Origin of the sequence: Sabulicella glaciei (assembly GCF_026183895.1) — a bacterium.
GTDB lineage: Bacteria > Pseudomonadota > Alphaproteobacteria > Acetobacterales > Acetobacteraceae > Roseococcus > Roseococcus glaciei.
In genome coordinates this window covers 19,405-36,667 of the sequence record NZ_JAPFQI010000008.1, presented here as the reverse complement: position 1 = coordinate 36,667, position 17,263 = coordinate 19,405, and the positions used below count along the sequence as shown (strand labels likewise).

15 protein-coding genes are annotated in these 17,263 nt (G+C 72.0%); 10 read left to right on the top strand and 5 right to left on the bottom strand.

Translation table 11 applies throughout. The annotated features are described in order from the left end of the window. Genes tatB through OF850_RS11665 form a run of 5 tightly spaced genes read left to right on the top strand, consistent with a single transcriptional unit; the run spans position 1 to position 4,684 of the window. Positions 1–558 carry a Sec-independent protein translocase protein TatB gene (gene tatB / locus OF850_RS11685; RefSeq protein ID WP_301590299.1) on the top strand — a complete coding sequence of 186 codons (558 nt, stop codon included), beginning with the start codon at positions 1–3 and terminating at the stop codon, positions 556–558. Positions 559–573: 15 nt separating this feature from the next. Then, positions 574–1,371 carry a twin-arginine translocase subunit TatC gene (tatC, locus tag OF850_RS11680; protein ID WP_301590297.1) on the top strand — a complete coding sequence of 266 codons (798 nt, stop codon included), beginning with the start codon at positions 574–576 and terminating at the stop codon, positions 1,369–1,371. Positions 1,372–1,415: 44 nt separating this feature from the next. Further along, entirely contained in the window at positions 1,416–2,669 is a 1,254-nt protein-coding gene (gene serS / locus OF850_RS11675) for a serine--tRNA ligase (RefSeq protein ID WP_301590295.1), read from the top strand. A 47-nt stretch (positions 2,670–2,716) separates the two neighbouring features. Continuing rightward, a complete protein-coding gene (locus tag OF850_RS11670; RefSeq protein ID WP_301590293.1) occupies positions 2,717–4,222 on the top strand; it encodes a hypothetical protein in 1,506 nt (501 codons plus the stop codon). A 3-nt stretch (positions 4,223–4,225) separates the two neighbouring features. Next, the gene (locus tag OF850_RS11665) at positions 4,226–4,684 is read left to right on the top strand and encodes a hypothetical protein (protein ID WP_301590291.1); all 459 of its coding nucleotides are present in this window, start codon (positions 4,226–4,228) and stop codon (positions 4,682–4,684) included. 6 nt (positions 4,685–4,690) lie between these two features. On the opposite strand, the gene OF850_RS11660 is transcribed toward OF850_RS11665, so the two are convergent. From OF850_RS11660 to OF850_RS11645, 4 genes are all read right to left on the bottom strand, one after another. Next, entirely contained in the window at positions 4,691–7,057 is a 2,367-nt protein-coding gene (locus OF850_RS11660; protein WP_301590289.1) for a PAS domain S-box protein, read from the bottom strand. A gap of 1,171 nt (positions 7,058–8,228) precedes the next feature. Further along, on the bottom strand, positions 8,229–9,206 hold the full coding sequence (locus OF850_RS11655; protein WP_301590287.1) for a Bug family tripartite tricarboxylate transporter substrate binding protein: 978 nt from the start codon (positions 9,204–9,206) through the stop codon (positions 8,229–8,231). A gap of 77 nt (positions 9,207–9,283) precedes the next feature. Beyond that, on the bottom strand, positions 9,284–10,897 hold the full coding sequence (mdlC, locus tag OF850_RS11650) for a benzoylformate decarboxylase (RefSeq protein ID WP_301590285.1): 1,614 nt from the start codon (positions 10,895–10,897) through the stop codon (positions 9,284–9,286). Between the two features lie 2 nt (positions 10,898–10,899). Next, a complete protein-coding gene (locus OF850_RS11645; RefSeq protein WP_301590283.1) occupies positions 10,900–11,385 on the bottom strand; it encodes a MarR family winged helix-turn-helix transcriptional regulator in 486 nt (161 codons plus the stop codon). A gap of 130 nt (positions 11,386–11,515) precedes the next feature. On the opposite strand from OF850_RS11645, the gene OF850_RS11640 reads away from it, so the two are divergent. Genes OF850_RS11640 through OF850_RS11620 form a run of 5 tightly spaced genes read left to right on the top strand, consistent with a single transcriptional unit; the run spans position 11,516 to position 16,294 of the window. After that, positions 11,516–12,652, top strand: coding sequence for a CaiB/BaiF CoA transferase family protein (locus OF850_RS11640; RefSeq protein WP_301590282.1), 1,137 nt, complete (start codon positions 11,516–11,518; stop codon positions 12,650–12,652). A gap of 29 nt (positions 12,653–12,681) precedes the next feature. After that, positions 12,682–13,659 (top strand): Bug family tripartite tricarboxylate transporter substrate binding protein, encoded by a 978-nt coding sequence (locus OF850_RS11635; protein ID WP_301590280.1) that lies wholly within the window; start codon positions 12,682–12,684, stop codon positions 13,657–13,659. Further along, positions 13,656–14,942 carry a M28 family peptidase gene (locus tag OF850_RS11630; RefSeq protein ID WP_301590278.1) on the top strand — a complete coding sequence of 429 codons (1,287 nt, stop codon included), beginning with the start codon at positions 13,656–13,658 and terminating at the stop codon, positions 14,940–14,942. The genes OF850_RS11635 and OF850_RS11630 overlap by 4 nt, the downstream gene beginning before the upstream one ends. Positions 14,943–14,945: 3 nt before the next feature. Further along, positions 14,946–15,383, top strand: coding sequence for a type II 3-dehydroquinate dehydratase (locus OF850_RS11625; RefSeq protein WP_301590276.1), 438 nt, complete (start codon positions 14,946–14,948; stop codon positions 15,381–15,383). After that, a complete protein-coding gene (locus OF850_RS11620; RefSeq protein ID WP_301590275.1) occupies positions 15,380–16,294 on the top strand; it encodes a 2-hydroxyacid dehydrogenase in 915 nt (304 codons plus the stop codon). The genes OF850_RS11625 and OF850_RS11620 overlap by 4 nt, the downstream gene beginning before the upstream one ends. Here OF850_RS11620 and OF850_RS11615 read toward each other — a convergent pair. Continuing rightward, positions 16,291–17,208, bottom strand: a complete 918-nt coding sequence (locus tag OF850_RS11615) for a LysR family transcriptional regulator (RefSeq protein WP_301590274.1) — start codon at positions 17,206–17,208, stop codon at positions 16,291–16,293. The two genes, OF850_RS11620 and OF850_RS11615, sit on opposite strands and share 4 nt — an antisense overlap. Positions 17,209–17,263 lie beyond the last annotated feature (55 nt).

The following is a 17,263-nucleotide window of genomic DNA, read 5'->3' as shown; positions in this document are numbered from 1 at the left end:
ATGCTCGACCTAGCTTGGTCAGAGATCGCGCTGATCGCCGTCGTGGCCGTGGTCGTCATCGGCCCGAAGGACCTTCCAGGCGCGGTGCGCGGCGTCGCTGACCTCATCAAGAAGGGGAAGCGCCAGCTCGCTTCCTTTCAGCAGCAGGCCGACGAGCTGGTGCGCGAGGCCAATCTCGAGGATGTCCGCAACCAGATCGCCGAGGTGAAGGGCACGATCAACGAAATCCGCTCCTTCGACCTGAAGGGCGAGCTCAAGAAGCACGTGGACGGCGACGGAACGCTGACCAAGACCTTCAGCGAGAACCCGCTCGACACGAATACTGCCCCGGTCTGGACGCCGCCGCCCACGGCGCGCGAGGTGGCCGACGCCCCGGCGATGATCCCGCCCCAGACCATGGCGCCGCCCAAGCCGGTGGAGGAGCCGAAGCCCGCCGCCGCGGACGCTCCCTCCTTTGTCCCACCCGCCACCCCGGCCCCGCCGCCCGGCGTGACGCCCGTGGCCCCCGAACCCGAGATGCCCCCCGCCCTGTCCAGCGCCGCGCCGCGCCAGGGCTGAGGGAGAAGGCCACCCATGTCGAGCAACACCGCCCAGGACGACGATCCGATCGACGACAAGCCGATGCCGTTGATCGAGCACCTGATGGAGCTGCGCCAGCGCCTCCTCTGGTCCATCGGCGCGTTCATCCTGGCCTTCGCGGTCTGCTACTACTTCTCGACGCAGATCTACGGCTTCCTGGCCGCGCCGCTGGCCAACATCCTGCAGGAGCAGGGCGGCGGCGACCGGCGCATGATCTTCACCGCGCTGTACGAAGCCTTCTTCACCTACCTGAAGGTGGCCTTCTTCGGCGCCCTGTTCTTTTCCTTCCCGATCTGGGCGACGCAGCTTTGGCTCTTCGTCGCGCCCGGCCTCTACCGCAGCGAGAAGCGGGCCATCCTGCCCTTCCTGCTGGCCTCGCCCTTCCTGTTCGTGCTGGGCGCGGCGCTCGCCTATTATTTCGTGTTCCCGATGGCCTGGCACTTCTTCATCTCCTTCGAGACGCCGGCCGGGGAAACCTCCATCCCGATCCAGCTGGAGGCGAAGGTCAGCGAGTACCTGTCGCTGGTCATGCATATGATCCTGGCCTTCGGCATCGCCTTCCAGATGCCGGTGCTGCTGACGCTGCTGTGCAAGGTGGGCATTCTGAACGTGGACAGCCTGCGCAAGGGACGGCGCTACGCCATCGTGGGCATGTTCGTGCTGGCGGCGATCATCACCCCGCCCGACGTCATCTCCCAGGTCGGCCTCGCCCTGCCGCTGATCGTCCTCTACGAGATCAGCATCCTGGCGGCGCGCTGGATGGCGCCGAAGCCCGATCCCGATCTGACCTGAGGCGGTTCGTGGACGGGCGCGCCAAGCTGCCGTAAGGGGCAGCCATGCACGACATCCGCGCCATCCGCTCCAACCCCGAGGCCTTCGACGCCGCCATGGCGCGGCGCGGCCTGCCGCCGCAGGCCGCGAGCCTCCTTGCCCTGGACGAGGCGCGGCGCGCGGCGATCACCGCTGCCGAGGGTGCGCAGGCGCGACGTAATGCTCTTTCGCGCGAGATCGGCGCCGCCATGAAGCGCGGCGACAAGGAAGAGGCGGGGCGGCTGAAGGCCGAGGTCGCGGCCCTCTCCGCCGCCGGCCCGTCAGGGGAGGAGGCGGCACTGGACGAAGCTCTCGCTGCCCTCCCTAACCTCCTCGACCCCGAGGTGCCGGAAGGGCGCGACGAGACCGCCAATGTCGTCTTGCGCGGGCACGGCGAACCCCGCGACATCCCGGGCGCCAAGGAGCATTGGGAGCTGGGCGAGGCGCTGGGCCTGATGGATTTCGAGGCCGCCGCCCGCCTGTCCGGCTCCCGCTTCGTGGTGCTGAAGGGGGCGCTGGCGCGGCTCGAGCGGGCGCTCGGCCAGTGGATGCTCGACCTGCACGTGTCCGAGCACGGCTACGAGGAAGTCTCGCCCCCCGTGCTGGTCAAGGCGCCCGCCCTGTTCGGCACCAACCAGTTGCCCAAGTTCGAGGAGGATTTGTTCCGCACCACGGGCGAGCATTACCTGATCCCGACTGCCGAGGTGCCGCTGACCAACCTGGTGCGCGAGCAGATCATCCCTGAGCCGGAACAGCCGCTGCGCTACACGGCGCTCACCCCCTGCTTCCGGTCCGAGGCGGGGGCGGCCGGGCGCGACACGCGCGGCATGCTGCGCCAGCACCAGTTCTCCAAGGTGGAGATGGTGAGCATCTGCACCCCCGAGCAGTCGGACGCGGAGCACGAGCGCATGACGGGCTGCGCCGAGCGCGTGTTGACCGAACTCGGCCTCGCCTGGCGGCGCGTCTTCCTGTGCGCCGGCGATACCGGCTTCGGCGCTGCCCGCACCTATGACCTGGAGGTCTGGCTGCCGGGGCAGAAGGCGTGGCGCGAGATCTCCTCCTGCTCCAACACGCGCGACTTCCAGGCGCGGCGCATGAAGGCGCGGTTCCGGCGCGGCAAGGAGAACCTGTTCCTCCACACCCTCAACGGCTCGGGCGTGGCGGTGGGGCGCGCCCTTCTCGCGGTGATGGAGACGCACCAGCAGCCCGATGGCTCGATCTCGGTGCCGGAGGTGCTTCGGCCCTTCATGGCGGGGGCAGAACGCATCGCCCGGGGCTGAGCGTGGTCAACCCTCACAGGAATGGCGCGGGTGCCGCGGAACGAGCCATGACAGCCCCCGCGCCGATGAGCCTCGACGAAGCCCTGGGACGCGAGGTGCCAGACCGGCTTTTCCTCCTCACCCTGACTTTCCTTTTCCTGCCGGGACTGCTGTTCCTGGGTGGCTGGGCGCAGCTTTGGGTCTCGCTGCTGGCCGGCGGGGCCGGGGCTGCGGCCGTCGCCCTCGCCCCCGGATGGCGCGGCCCCTGGCCGCTGCGGAGCCGCACCACCCTGCTGTGCCTCCTCGCCGGATTGGTCTGGGCCGGGGCGGCGGGACCGGCACACTGGCTCTACGCCACGGCGGATTGGCAGGTGCGCGACGCGGTGCTGCGCGACCTCGCCGTCTATGCCTGGCCGGTCGCCTATGACGAGGAGGTGATCTGGCTGCTGCGCGCGCCGCTCGGCTATTTCCTTCCCGCCGCCGCGGTCGGCCGCCTGGTGGGGTTCGAGGGGGCGCAGGTGGCGCTCTGGCTCTGGACCGGGGCGGCGCTCGGGCTGCTGCTGATGATGCTCACCTGCCTTGCCAGGCGCCTCGGGGTGTCGGCGCTGATGCTGGGCTTGGTCTTCGTCTTTTTCGGTGGGCTGGACTTCCTGCCCAACGTCGTCCTCGACTGGCGCTTCGGCACAGGGCCGTTCGCCGCCTGGGGGCGGGGCGGCGAGTGGTGGAACCGCGCCTTCCAATATCCGGGCCACGTCACCTCCATGCTCTGGGCGCCCAACCACACCCTGCCGGCCTGGCTGTGCGCGCTGATGCTGCTGCGCCATGGCCGCACTGCGGGCTTCGCCGTCGCGCTCGGCCCCTTGCTCGCCTCTGCCGCCTTCTGGAGCCCTGTCGCGACGGCAGGGGCCGCGGCCCTCGCCATCCCCGCCGTGCTGCTGGCCGGTCGCTGGCGGGAGGCCGTGGCTTCGCCCGCCAACTGGCTCGCGGTGGGGTTCTTCGTGCCGCTCGGCCTCTACCTCGTCGCCGGGGCTGGGCGGGTGCCGCATGGCTTCCTGTTCGCGATGCGCGAGGATGGCTGGTATCGCTGGCCCATCTTCCTGGCGGTCGAGGTGCTGCCCTGGGCCATTCCGGCCTGGGCCTTGTTGCGCGGGCGCATCCTGCTGGGCGCGACGGCGTTGCTCTGCATCGTGCCGCTCTATGTCTTCGGACCCGGGAACGAGGCCGCTTCGCGCGGGTCGCAGGCGGCGCTTGCCATCCTCGCCGTGGCGGGGGGCGCGGCGCTGCTGCAGGCGCCGCCCGGCGGGTGGCGGAACTTCCTGCGCGGCGTGGCGGCCATCGCCTTTGCCGGTTCGCTGATGGAAGCGAGCCTGCTGATCGAGCACGAGCCCTGGGAGGCGAGCGAGCGCTGCACCGTGCTGGAAGCCGCGCGCCAATCCGTGTTCCGCGACACCACGGACTGGTCGCACTACATCGCCCCCTGGCCCGATCCGACGCTGGAACGATGGATGCAGGTGCCGCACCCACGCCCCTTGCCCGAACGCTCGATCCCGTGCTGGCCGGGCGGGACGGTCTGACCCGTGGCCTTGTTTATCGACCTCGACGGCGTGCTGGCGGATTTCGATCGCGGCGTTCTGGCGGTGACGGGGCGGCGGCCGGAAGAACTTCCGCTGAAGACCATGTGGGCAGCGCTATCCCGCGCCCCCGCCTTCTTCGACACGCTGGAGTTCATGGAGGATGCGGAGGCGCTATGGCGCTTCTGCGCGCCGCACAAGCCCACCATCCTCACCGGCCTGCCGCTCGGGAGCTGGGCGCCGGAGCAGAAGCGCCGCTGGGTGGCGCGGATGCTGGGCGCGCATGTCCCGGTCATCACCTGCATGAGTCGCGACAAGCCGCGCTGGTCGGGCCGCGGCCACGTGCTGGTGGATGATCGCGCCTCCGCCCGCGAAGGGTGGGAGCGCAAGGGCGGCACCTTCATCCACCACCGCTCGGCCGGGGAAAGCATCGCGGCGCTGCGGGACCTGGGCTACCGGGACTGAAACGCCTCAGCCGCCGCGTTTCTCCAGCAGCAGCGTGATGGAGGCGGCGAGTTCCTGGGCGGTCGCCGGCTTGCGGAGCAGGGCGAAGCCATTCTCGCCTCCTTGGGCGAGGTCCGCGGCGCGGTCGGCGAAGCCGGTGAGCAGGAGGGCGGGCAGGCCCGGCCGCCGTGCCCGCGCTTCGCGGATCAGCGTCGCGCCGTCCATCTCCGGCATGGAAAGGTCGGTCAGCAGGAGGTCGGGCGCCACCTCCCCCAGCATCTCCAGCGCCGCCGCGCCGGAGGCGGCAGAGACGACCTCGTAGCCATCCTCGAGCAATTGTTCCGCCGTCACCTCGCGCACGATGAGGTCGTCATCCACCAGCAGGATGCGCCCGCGCGACGGGGCGCGCGGCGCTTCGCCGGGCTTGTCAGCCACGGAGGAGGGCGGCGCGACGGGCAGGAACAGGCTCGCCACCGTCCCACGCCCTGGCGCGCTCTCGATCGCGAGGGCGCCGCCCGATTGCTCCGCGAAGCCCTTGGCCATGGCGAGGCCGAGGCCGGTGCCCTGGCCCTGCGGCTTGGTGGTGAAGAAAGGTTCGGTGACGCGCGCCAGGATATCCGGCGTCATCCCCGGCCCGTCATCGGCGATGGCGAGCCGCACGTAGCGCCCGGCGGCGAGGCCTTGCGGTGCGTCCTGTCCAGGAGCCGCCACGGCGCGCGCCGAAAAGGTGAGCGAGCCGCCCTCCGGCATCGCGTCGCGGGCATTGGTGGCGAAGTTGATCAGCACCGTCTCCAGCTGCCGCCGGTCGGCGAGCAGGGGTGGCAGCGCTTCCGACGCCTCAATCCGCACGGTGATGGCGTCGCCGAGCGTGTGGGCGAGGAGGTGGCCCATGTCGGCCAGCAGATCGGCTGGCGGGATCGCGTCGGCCCGCAGATCGCCCAGCCGCGAGAAGGCGAGGAGGCGCCGCGTGATGGAGGCGCCGCGCTCCGCCGCCTCGGCGGTCATGCGGGCGAGGCGGCGCGTCGCAGCCTCGTCGCCCGGGCGGCGCTCCATTAGCCCCGCGGCGCCCTGAACCGCCTGCAGCACGTTGTTGATATCATGCGCGATGCCCCCCGCGAGGCGGCCCAACGCCTCGACCCTCAGCGCTTGGGCGAGCCGCGCCTCCGTCTCGCGCAGGTCGCGCGTGCGCTCCTCGACGAGGCGTTCCAGCTCAGCCTTGCCGCGCGCCAGCACCGCCTCCGACTCGCGCTGGTCCGTCACGTCGGTGTGCACGCCGACCCACTCGATCACTTCGCCCTGCTCGGAGCGGACAGGCAGGGCGCGGATGTCGAAGCGGCGCCACGCGCCGTCATGGCGGCGAACGCGATGCTCGAAATGGAACACCTCGCCCTTTGGCACCGCCTCGGCCCAGGCGGCGACGCTCGGCGCGACGTCGTCGGGATGCACCGCCTTTGCCCAGCCATGACCCTGGTATTCCTCGAAGGTCTGGCCGGTGAGGGCGGCCCAGCCTTCCTGCTCGCCCTCCATCTCGCCGCGCGCATTGTTGGTCCAGAGGATGCCGCTGACCGCGCGCACGGCTACGCGGAACCGCGCCTCGCTCGCGGCCAGCCGTGCCTCGGCCTCGCGGCGCTCGGAAATGTCCACGGCGGCGCCGACATAGCCGAGGAAGCGCCCGTCGGGGTCGAGCCATGGGCTCGCCGCGTCGATGACCCAGGCCCAGTCCCCCCGCGTCGCGTTCCACAGCCGCATCTCGACGCGATAGGGCGCGCCGCGGGCGTTGGCGTCGAGGAACACGGCCTGCGTGCGCTCGCGGTCCTCCGGATGCACGGCGTCGAGCCAGCCGAGCCCCTGCCCCTCCACCTCCGGTTGGCCCGTGAATTCCCGCCAGGGCCGGCTCAGGAAGGTGCAGCAGCCATTCTCGTCCGTGGTCCAGATCAGGGCGGGGGCGTTGTCCGCCATGGCGCGGAACCGCGCTTCGCTGGCGGCGAGTCGCAGCCTCGCCTCGACGCGCTCCGTCACCACCTCCGAGGAGAGCATCACGCCGCCGATCGTGCCGTCCTCCCGCCGCCAGGGCACCAGTTCCCAGCGGAACAATTCGGTGCGGCCATTGGCGAGAACGAGCGGATCCTCGTCGGCCGAAAGCGTCTCGCCGAGGAGGGCGCGGCGATGCGCCTCCCGCCAATGCTCGGGGATGTTGGGGAAGAACTCGTAGTGGCTGCGGCCGGTCAGGCTTTCGGGTCCGGCTTCGTCCAGTGCGAGATCCGCAAGGAAGCGCCGGCTCGCGGCGAGGTAGCGCATCTCCGTGTCGAACATCGCGATGGCCGCTGGCGCACGCTCGACGAAGAGGCGGAGGCGGTTCTCGCTTTCCGCCAGAGCTGCGCCGCGCGCCTCCATCGCCGCCTGGGCCTCGCGGAAACCGTGGCCCAGCGCCTCGAACTCGGTGATGCCGCTGGGACCGGGCGGAGGGGCAGGGGGGGCCGCCCTCGGTCACCGCGTGCGCCTGCGCGACCAGCGACGCGATGGGCTGGAGGATGCGGCGCGCCAGCAGCAGGGCGGCCGCCGTCCCGACGAGGAGGATGGCGAGGCCGAAGGCCATCTGTGCGAGGAGCGGCGTCACCAGGCGCCGGACGAAGCCCTGCTCCGGCATTCCGACCACGAGGGACCAGCCGGCCGCGTTTCGGATGGGCTGCGCCGAGAACAGCGCCGGATACCCCTCCACGGCGACGGCGCGAAACACCCGCCGCGCCCGCTCCGCCTCGGGAACGGACCGGCTGGGCGGCACCGCCCCTGCCAGCCGCTCGTGATTCTGCGAGCGGGCGATGATGCGCCCATCCATGTCGGCGACCGACACGAAGGCACCTTCTGGCGCGCGGGCGCGGAGTTTCTCCGCGACCTGCGCCGGGTCCAGCGCGATGACCACCAGCCGCGCGACGGCCCCGTCGGGGCCGAGGACCGGCGCGGTGATCACCACGGCGGGCCGGCCCGAACCGCGGCCGATCAGGAAGCCGGACAGCGCGACGTCGCGCGTTTCCGTTGCGCGCCGCAGCACGTTGAAGGCGCCCTGCCCGGGCGCGGCGGGAGGCGGAAGGGGCGCGCCCGGCGGCAGCGCGGTGTTGAGGATCTGCGGGAAGCCGGGCGCCGCGTCATGCACCACGACCCAGCTCGCGATGGCGGGGGCGAGGGCGCGTGCCCAGGTCTCGAAGACCGGAAGCTCGGCTCCGGGCGCGAGCAGGGGCGAGGCGGCGAGGGTGCGGGCGACGGAGATGCTGGTGTCCACCTCGCTCTCGATAAACAGGGCCAGGGCGCGGGCGGTGTCCTGCAGCCGCGCCTCCGTGACGCGCCGCGCATCGGCGGTCAGTCGCCAGGAGGTGACGGCGCCCGCCACGACGGAGGGCAGCACCAGGGCCAGGACCAGGGCGACGAGGATCGCCCTCAGGCTGCGCCCGCGCGCCAGCGCACCGGGCCCCTTCGCCCCGACTCGTCCCGCGTCCATGGCGCCCGCCGATTTGCTCTCCACCGGCCACATCAGCCCCAGCGGCGGGGTCGATACAAGGGGGATGGAAGGCTACTCGGCGCGGATGCCCGCCGCGCGGATCACCGGCTCCAGCGTCCGCCGCTCGCGCTCGATCAGCGCGGCGAACTCCGCCGGACCGCTGCCGCCCAGGATGGCGCCCTGCTCGGCGAGGCGCCCGCCGATCTCGGGATCGCGCAGCGCGGCGCCGACCAGCTCGGCGAGGCGGTTGACGATGGCGGGCGGGGTGCCGGCCGGGGCCACTAGGCCGAAGGCGGTGCCGAAGGCGAAATCCACCCCGGCCTCCTTCATGGTGGGCACGCCTGGAAGCTGCGGCAGGCGCTCCTCCGTGGCCACCGCCACGGCGCGCACCCCGTTGCCGCGGATCTGCCCGAGAATGTTGGGCACGTTGTCGATGACGAGGTCGATCTGCCCGGCCACGAGATCCGTCACCGCGGGCGCAGCGCCGCGATAGGGCACGTGGCTGATGTCGATGCCCGCGCGCTGCTTGAACAGCTCCAACGCGAGGTGGAGGCTGGTGCCCGGCCCGGCCGAGCCGCCGGTGAGCCGCCCCGGCGCTGCCTTCGCGGCGGCCACCACCTCGCCCACGGTGCGCCAGGGACGCGCATTGGCGACGCACATCACCTTGGGCGTCGTGGCGAGGAGCGTGATGGGCGTGAAGGCGGCCTGCGCGTCGAAGGGCATGGTGCGGTAGATGAACTGGTTGACCGCCAGCGGCCCGAGCGAACTGGCCAGCAGCGTGTAGCCATCAGGCTCCGCCTTCGCGACGACATCGGCGCCGATGTTGCCGCCCGCCCCGGCGCGGTTCTCCACCACCACGGGTTGCCCCAGCTGCGCGGAAAGCCGCTGCGAGACGGAGCGCGCGAGCACGTCCACCAGCCCGCCCGGCGGGAAGGGAACGACGACGCGCACCGGACGCGTGGGCCAGGCCGGCTGTGCGAGGGCAGGGGCGACGAGCGCGGCCGGCGCCGTGCCCAGCAGGAGTCGGCGGGAAAGCCTGAACTGCGTCATCTCGTTCGTTCCTCCCTTTGGCGTCCCGGCCCGTCGCCGGAATGGAGATCAACGCGCCGCGCCAACGCGCTTGGCGATCAGGCCTTGCCGTAGAGGGTGGGCACGGCGGCATCCACGACCACCTCGACCAGCATCGGCCCCTCCGCCGCCAGCGCCTCGGCCAGCGCGTCGTCCAGCTCCTCGGCGCGGGACACGCGGCGGCCGGGGCAGCCCATGCTGTGGGCGAGGCTGGCGAAGTCGAGGCCCGGCAGGTCGATGCCCGGCACGTCGCGCACCTGCATCACCTGCCCGAAGGAGCGCATGGCGCCGTAGCCCTCGTTGTTGATGACCACGACGGCCAGCGGCAGGCGGTGCTGCACGGCGGTCCAGAGCGCCTGCGGCGAATACATCATGGAGCCGTCGCCGATCAGGCAGACCACGCGCCGCTCCGGCCGCGCCAGGGCGATTCCCACCGCGCCGGGCAGCGAGTAGCCGAGCCCACCGCTCGCCATGGTGAAGAAGCCGCCCCAGCGCCGGATGGGCATCTGCGCCTGCATGGCCGGGCGGTGCGACGGCGCCTCCTCGACCAGGATGGCGTCGTCGGACATAACCTCGCGCAGCCGGTGCAGCAGGAAGGCGGGGGGGATGGGATGCGCGGCGGCGGGCGGGGCCGGACGCGGCCTGGGTGCGGGCAGGGGGCGCCTTCCGTCGGGAAGCAGCGCCGCCAGCGCCGGCAGGGCGAGGCGCAGGCTGCCGAGAATGCTGGTCCCCCACGGCGCGGAAGCGGCGGCGGCGCCGTCCATGGTCAGGTGGAGGATGGGGATGTCCGAGCGAAAGATTCCCGCCTCGCCCTTCACGTGGAAGGTGAAGACCGGCGCGCCGACCACCAGCACGAGGTCGTGCGGCATCAGCGCCTCCGACACGGCCTGCGGCGCGGCGGCAAGGAAGCCGGCGAAGAGCGGATGGTCCTCGGGAAAGGACAGGCGGGAGGAGAAGGGGCTGGTGAGCACCGGCGCGCCGATGCGTTCCGCCAGCGCGACCACCGCCTCGCCCGCGCCTTCCGCGTCCACCTCCGGGCCTACCACCAGCACCGGGCGGCGCGCGGCCGCGATGGCGCGTGCCGCTTCCTCCAGCAGCGCGGGGTCGGGTGCCGTATCGCCGGAAACACGCCGTGCACGCACCGGATGGCATGGAGCCGACCAATCGTCGGCAGGGACGGAAACAAAGGTCGGTCCCCAGGGCTTCTGCATCGCCACGCGGTATGCCTGGGCGATCGCGGTGGGCACGTCCTCCGCCCGCGCCGGCTCCACACTGAACTTCACGTAGGGGTGCGGGAAGCTGGCTGCCTCGCTGGCGCCGAGGAAGGGGAAGTTGGGCAGGAGGGAGCGCGCCTGCTGCCCGGCGGTGATCACCAGCGGCGCCTGGTTGCGGAAGGCGGTGAAGACGTTGCCCAGAGCATGGCCGACGCCCGCCGCCGAGTGGAGGTTGACGAAGGCCGCGTTGCCCGTCGCGCGCGCATGCCCGTCCGCCATCCCGACCACGCAGGCTTCCTGCAGGCCCAGCACGTAGCGGAAATCCGACGGCCAGCGATCAAGGAAGCCGAGCTCGGTGGAGCCGGGATTGCCGAACACCGTGGTCATGCCGCAATCGCGCAGCAGGTCCAGCACTGCCTCGCGCACTGTGGTCCGGCCTTGGGGGGAGGGCTTGGCCATGCTCAGGACAACCCGGCGACGATGCGGCGCAGCGTGGCGAGGAAGGCGGCCTTGTTCTCCTCGCCGACCAGCGCGTCGAGCTGGCGGTCATGCGCCGCTGCGTGTTCCGACAAGGTCCGCAGCACCTCGCGCCCCGCATCGGTGAGGGTGAGCGCGTAGGAGCGTCGGTCGCTCGGCGCGCGCCGCCGCTCGACGAGGCCGCGCCGCTCCAGATCCGCGAGGGCCGGGGTGAGGGTGGATTTGTCGCGCCCCGCCGCCGCGCTGAGTTCGGTCTGGGAGATGCCGGGATTGGCATCGATCAGCACCAGGATGGCGAAGCGGCCCGGGCGCAGCGACGCCTCGCCGGTGCGGCGCGCGAAGGCGGCGAATGAGGCTTCCTGCGCGAGGCGAAGGGTGAAGCCGACGAACTCGTCCAGCGCGCCGAGGCGGACGCCATCGGGCTTGGCAAGCGTCGGCGCGTGGTCCGTTTCCGCGTAAAGCTGCGACACGGGCGGCCTTCCTCCTGAAGGGCACTTCGCGGCCCTCGCGAAATCGTAGGAATTCCAACTTTCCGTTGCAAGCCTTCGCATGCGCAGCCGCCGGGCCTATCGTCCCCACAGGAACCGGGAGATTCGTCGGATGGAATTGCCGCTCGAAGGCGTGCGTGTGATCGAGGTGGGTCAGGCCCTGGCCGCGCCGCTCGCGGGGGCCATCCTGGCCGACCTGGGCGCCGACGTGATCAAGGTCGAACGGCCCGATGGCGGCGACGATGCGCGCACATGGGGGCCTCCCTTCGGCCCGGATGGCGAGACGAGCCTGTATTTCCACGGCCAGAACCGCTCCAAGCGCGGCATCACCCTCGACCTGAAGAAGCCGGAAGACCTGGAGGCGCTGCACCGCCTTTGCGAGGAGGCGGATATCCTGATCCAGAACCTGCGCCCCGGCGTGGTGGAGGAGATGGGGATCGGCCCCGATGCGATGCGTGCTCGCCACCCGCGCCTGATCTACTGCTCCATCTGGGCCTTCGGCGATCGCGGGCCGATGAAGATGCGCCCGGGCTTCGATCCGCTGCTGCAGGCCTATGGCGGCATGATGAGCGTGACCGGCCAGCCCGACGGCCCGCCGAACTTCGCCGGCGCCTCGATCAACGACAAGGCCACCGGCCTCTTCACCGTGATCGGCGCACTGGCGGCGTTGCGGAAGCGTGAGGCGACGGGGCAGGGCTGCATCCTCGACACCTCGCTCTTCGAGAGTGCGGCCTTCTGGGTCGAGGGGCAGATCAACCAATACGTCGCCACCGGGCAGGTGCAGAAGCGCCACGGCACGGGCGCCGCGGTGATCGTGCCGTATCAGGTGTTCCAGACGGCGGATCAGCCGCTGGTGCTGGCCGCCGGCAACAATCGTCTCTGGTCGCGTGCCGCCGCCGTGCTGGGTCACCCCGAATGGGCGGAGGACCCGCGCTTCCTGCGCGGCGCCGACCGCGTGCGCAACAAGGCCGTGCTGATCCCGCTTCTCGCCGCCGAGTTCGCGAAGCGCCCGCGCGACGAGTGGATCGCGGCGCTGGAAGCGCAGGGCGTGCCTTGCAGCCCCGTCAACGACATCGGCGAGGTGACGGATTCCGCGCAGATGGCCGCGATGGACCTGATCCTGCCGCTGCCCGAGCAAGGACCGAAGGTGGTGGGGCTGCCCATGTCCTTCGATCGCCGGCGCCCGAAGCCGCGTCGCGCTGCGCCGCGCCTTGGCCAGCATAATCGCGAGGTGCTGGGCCGCGACTGACGCGCCACCACAGAGAGGAGATCGAGACGATGCGACCGGTTCCCGCCTTCCCCCGCCGCGCCGTGCTGGCAGGGGTTCCCGTCGCGGCGCTGTCGCCCGCGGCCCTGGCGCAGCCCAGCTGGCCGACCCGGCCCGTTCGCCTCGTCGTGCCCTACGCGCCGGGTGGGCCGTCCGACATCATCGCGCGCACGGTGCAAAACCCGCTTTCCGCCGCGCTGGGCCAGCCTGTCGTGGTGGAGAACCGGCCCGGCGGTGGCGCGGTGATCGGCACGGAATCCGTCGCGCGTTCCGATGACGGGCACAGCTTTCTTGTCGCCGACAGCCCGCACACCATCATCCCGGCCGTCCAGCCCCGCGTCCCCTACGACGCGGCGGCGGATTTCGCGCCGGTCGGGCTGCTGGGGGCAGTGACCATGGTGCTGATGGTGCGCGCCGGGCATCCGGCCACGGATTTCGCCTCCTTTCTCGCGGGCGCGCTGGCGCGACCGGAATCCGTCACCTTCGGTTCCTCGGGCGTGGGCAGCCTGACGCACCTCCTGCCCGAATGGCTCGGGCAGCTGACCGGGGCGCGCTTCACCGTCGTGCCCTATCGCGGCTCGGGTCCCGCCCTGCTGGATGTGGCAGCCGGGCAGATCGACGCGATCTTCTCCTCCACGCTCTCCGCCTCGGGGCAGCTGCGCGACGGCGCGGTGCGGGCCCTCGCAGTGGCAGCGCCGGAGCGCGTCGCGACCCTGCCGCAGGTGCCGAGCTTCCGGGAGAACCGGGTGGACCTCGTGTGCAGCAACTGGTGGGGCGTGCTGGCGCCGTCGCGCGCGGTGCCGCCCGTCCTTGCCCGGATGGCCGCGGCTCTCGAGACGAGCCTTGCCGATGCGGCTGTGCGCGAGCGGCTGGACACGCTCGGCGTCGAGCGCCGGCCGGCCGGCCCGGCGCCCCTGGCGACGCTGCTGGACACGGAGTTCCGGAACTGGGCGCAGGTGGCGCGTGCGGCCGGGGTGCGCGCGCCTTGAGCCGCGACGCGTTTCTCGCCCGGCTCGGCGCCGACCCTGATCTGCGCGCGGATTGGGACGCGATCTGCGGAATCGGCGGACGGCTCCAGGGCAGCGAGTCCTGCGAGCGCGCCTTCGACCTCGTGGCGGAACGCTTGGGCCAGCTTGGCCCGGTCGAGGTGGCGCGGACGCGCTACATGGGCTGGACCCCCGGCGAGGCCCGCATCGAGGCGGGTGGCGAGGCCATCCCCTGTTTGCCCCTCAACGGAGCGGCCGGAACGGGTGGCGAGTGGCGCGATTGGGAGATCCTGGATCTGAGCCGCGGCCTGCCTGAGGATTTCAGGCGCGCTGGCGACGCGCCGCGCGGCCGCGCCGTCCTGCTGCGCCACGAGTTTCCCTTCGGCACCGACACCGTGCATCGCCGCGTGAAGCTGCGCGTGGCCGAGGAGGCAGGAGCGGCGGCCGCCATTATGGTGCAGCCGCTTCCCGGCATCGGCCCCGTCACGGGTGGCGCGAATGACTGCCCGCTGCCCGGCTTCGGCGTCGGGGTCGAGGGCGCGCGGGCCATGCTCGCCGCCGGGCGGGCGCGGTTCCTTCAGTCCGGCACGCATGGCATCGCGACGGCGCGGCACCTGATCCTCGACCTGCCGGGGCGCGGGCCGGGGCGTGTCGTGCTTTCGGCGCATCTCGATGGCCATGCGCCCGGGGAAAGCGCCATGGACAACGCGTCGGGCGTCGCCGCCTTGCTCGCGCTCGGACGGGCGGCGCGGCCCTTCCTGAGCGCGTTCGAGCATGGTCTGACGCTTTGCATCTTCGGCGCGGAGGAATGGTCATTGTCCGGCTCGCGCGCCTGGCTCGCCGGGCTCGCGCGGGACCGGGTCGCGGCGATGGGGGCGAACCTCAACCTCGACACGGTGGTGGGCAGTGCGCGCCTCACCGCGCTGACCTCGGGGTTTCCGGCGCTGTCGCAAGCGGTGCGGCAGGTCGCCGGGCCCGAGATGGGCATTCACGAGACGCTGATGGTGAACTCCGACCACGCGAACTTCGCGGCGCTCGGCATTCCCTCGCTCCGCCTGATCGCCGGCTTCAACGAGCCGGATAGTCCCGTCGCGCGGCTGCTCACCGCCGGGGACCGGCGCGACGCCGTGCCGCAGGGCCAGCTGGAAGCGGCCGCTAAGGTGGCAGGCGCGATCCTGTGGGCGCTGCTGGAGCGGGACGCCGCGGCGATGGCGGCGCTGCGGGAGGGCGCGGCCGATGCGCGCGCGGCGGTCCGCATCCTCTCCCCGCTTCCCCCGCAGGAGTGACGCATGCCCGCCGCTTGGTTTCTCAACGGTCCTAACGCCAATCTCTACGGCCTCGACGCCAAGGGCACGTATGGGCGCGAATCCTGGCCGCAGCTCCGCGAGCGCTGCCTGGATGTCGCGGCGGCGCACGGGCTCGAGCTCGACATGCGGCAGACCAATGACGAGGGCGAACTCGTCACCTGGATCCAGCAGGCGCGGAGCGAGGCGCAGGGGCTGCTGATCAACGCGGCCGGGCTTTCCTACACCTCGGTCGCCGTGCTGGACGCGCTGCTGCTCTTCGAGGGGCCGGTGCTGGAGGTCCACATGAGCAACATCCATCGGCGCGAGCCCTTCCGCGACCGCACCTTCACCAGCAAGGGCGCGAAGGGCGGCATCTTCGGGCTGGGGGCGCTGGGCTACGAGCTCGCGGTCATCGCCATGGCGCGGCTGCTTTCCGAATGACGGTGCTGCGCTTCTTCTCGGCGCATGACGACCCGGTGGCGTGGGAGCGCGCCTTGCGGCCTCTTCTGCCCGGCCTCGATTTCCGCCTGGACGGCCCAGCGGAGGAGGTGGAGGTGGTGCTGGCGTGGCAGCCGCCGCCCGGCTTCTTCGCCGGAATGTCGCGGCTGCGGCTGGTGGTGAATCTCGGGGCTGGCGTGGACAAGCTGCTGGCGCGCGACGACCTGCCGCCCGTGCCGGTCTCGCGGCTGAACGATCAGGGCATGGTGCGGCTCATGTCCTCCTGGATCGCCTGGGCGGTGACGGGGCATGCGCGCGACACGCTGAAGTTCGCGGTCGCGCAGCGAAGGGGCGAGTGGCGCTACATCCACCCGCGCCCGCTTTCCCGCTTCCGCGTCGGCGTGCTGGGGCTGGGTGAACTGGGTGCCCCGGCCGCGCGCCTCCTCGCCACCATGGGCTACGATGTGCGCGGCTGGTCGCGCACGCCGAAGGAGATCCCGGGCGTCCGCTGTCAGTCGGGCGAGCTGCGCGAATTCCTGGCCGAGACCGACATCTGCGTGCTGCTGCTGCCGCTGACGCCGCAAACGCGTGGCGTGATGGATGCGGCCGCGCTGTCCGCCCTGCCGCGCGGCGCCTGCCTCGTGAATGCCAGCCGCGGCGCGTTGGTGGATGAGGCGGCGCTGATCGAGGCGCTGCGCAGCGGCCACATCGCCGAGGCGACGCTGGACGCCTTCGCCGTGGAGCCGCTGCCGCCGGGCCATCCCTTCTGGGCGATGGAGAACGTGGTCATCACGCCGCACCTCGCCAGCATCACCGTTCCGGAGGAGGCCGCGGTGGACGTGGCGGAAAGCATCCGCCGGGTCACGCGTGGCGAAGCGCCGCTGCACCAGGTGGACCCGGGACGGGGCTACTAGGCGGCCGGATCGAACAGGCCGCCCGCCGCGAAGGCGTCGCGGATGAAGCCGGCCAGCGCCGCCACCGCAGGGCGCTCGGGTCGGTCCGCCGGACGCAGGAGAACGAGGCGGACGGGCACGGCATCGGTGAGCGGCAGGGCGACGAGACGCTTCCCATCCGCCGAATGCGGCGAGGAGGGGACGACGTTCAGGATGGACCAGCCATGGCCCGCCGCCACCATGCCGCGCACCATCTCGATCCCGCGCGAGCGGAAGCCGATGCGCGGCGACAGCCCCGCCGCGCGGAACAGCCCCAGGAAGTATTCGCGCGAGATGGGCAGGTCGAGCAGCAGGAAGGGCTCCTCGACCAGGTCGGGGAGGGAAAGCCGCGCCCGGCGGGCCAAGCGGTGCCCGGCCGGCAGCAGTGCCTGGGCGGGAAGCCTGGCCAGGGGCTCCGCCACCACCCCCGCCGGCAGGCCGTAATCGTAGCCCAGGGCGAGTTCCGTCCGCCCCTCGGCCAGCGCATCCAGCATTCCGGCATGGTCCGCCTCCTCCAGCCGCACCGTCACCTGCGGAAAGCTCTGCCCGAACCCGGCCAGCAGCGCCGGGATGAAGCGCGGCGCGACTGTGAGGAAGCAGCCCAGCGTCACCTCGCCGGCCGGTTCCTGCCCCATGGCGCGGGCCTGGGCATCGAAGGCCTCGGCGTGGGTGAGCAGGGCGCGGCCCTCCGCCAGCACCCGTGCCCCGGCGACGGTGGGCGTGACGCCGCGCGCATGATGCCGGACGAAGAGGGGGAAGCCGAACTCCGCCTCCAGCGCCGCCACCGCCTCGCTCACCGCGGGCTGGGATACGTGGAGGCGCCGGGCGGCGGCGGAAACGGAGCCCTGGTCAGCAACGGCGACGGCGTAGCGCAGGGCACGGAGGGACAGGCGCATGGGTATCGGAATAACCGATGCCTTGCCCTGGAATAAACTGGTTTCGCCGATGCAG

Excerpts from the sequence above, each read along its gene's own strand:
- tatC (WP_301590297.1), top strand. The coding sequence starts at position 574 with ATGTCGAGCAACACCGCCCAGGACGACGATCCGATCGACGACAAGCCG.
- OF850_RS11670 (WP_301590293.1), top strand. The coding sequence starts at position 2,717 with ATGACAGCCCCCGCGCCGATGAGCCTCGACGAAGCCCTGGGACGCGAG.
- OF850_RS11620 (WP_301590275.1), top strand. The coding sequence starts at position 15,380 with ATGACGGTGCTGCGCTTCTTCTCGGCGCATGACGACCCGGTGGCGTGG.
- tatB (WP_301590299.1), top strand. The coding sequence starts at position 1 with ATGCTCGACCTAGCTTGGTCAGAGATCGCGCTGATCGCCGTCGTGGCC.
- OF850_RS11660 (WP_301590289.1), bottom strand. The coding sequence starts at position 7,057 with ATGGAGGCGCGCGGCGCAGCTCTGGCGGAAAGCGAGAACCGCCTCCGC.
- serS (WP_301590295.1), top strand. The coding sequence starts at position 1,416 with ATGCACGACATCCGCGCCATCCGCTCCAACCCCGAGGCCTTCGACGCC.
- mdlC (WP_301590285.1), bottom strand. The coding sequence starts at position 10,897 with ATGGCCAAGCCCTCCCCCCAAGGCCGGACCACAGTGCGCGAGGCAGTG.
- OF850_RS11655 (WP_301590287.1), bottom strand. The coding sequence starts at position 9,206 with ATGACGCAGTTCAGGCTTTCCCGCCGACTCCTGCTGGGCACGGCGCCG.
- OF850_RS11635 (WP_301590280.1), top strand. The coding sequence starts at position 12,682 with ATGCGACCGGTTCCCGCCTTCCCCCGCCGCGCCGTGCTGGCAGGGGTT.
- OF850_RS11615 (WP_301590274.1), bottom strand. The coding sequence starts at position 17,208 with ATGCGCCTGTCCCTCCGTGCCCTGCGCTACGCCGTCGCCGTTGCTGAC.
- OF850_RS11640 (WP_301590282.1), top strand. The coding sequence starts at position 11,516 with ATGGAATTGCCGCTCGAAGGCGTGCGTGTGATCGAGGTGGGTCAGGCC.
- OF850_RS11625 (WP_301590276.1), top strand. The coding sequence starts at position 14,946 with ATGCCCGCCGCTTGGTTTCTCAACGGTCCTAACGCCAATCTCTACGGC.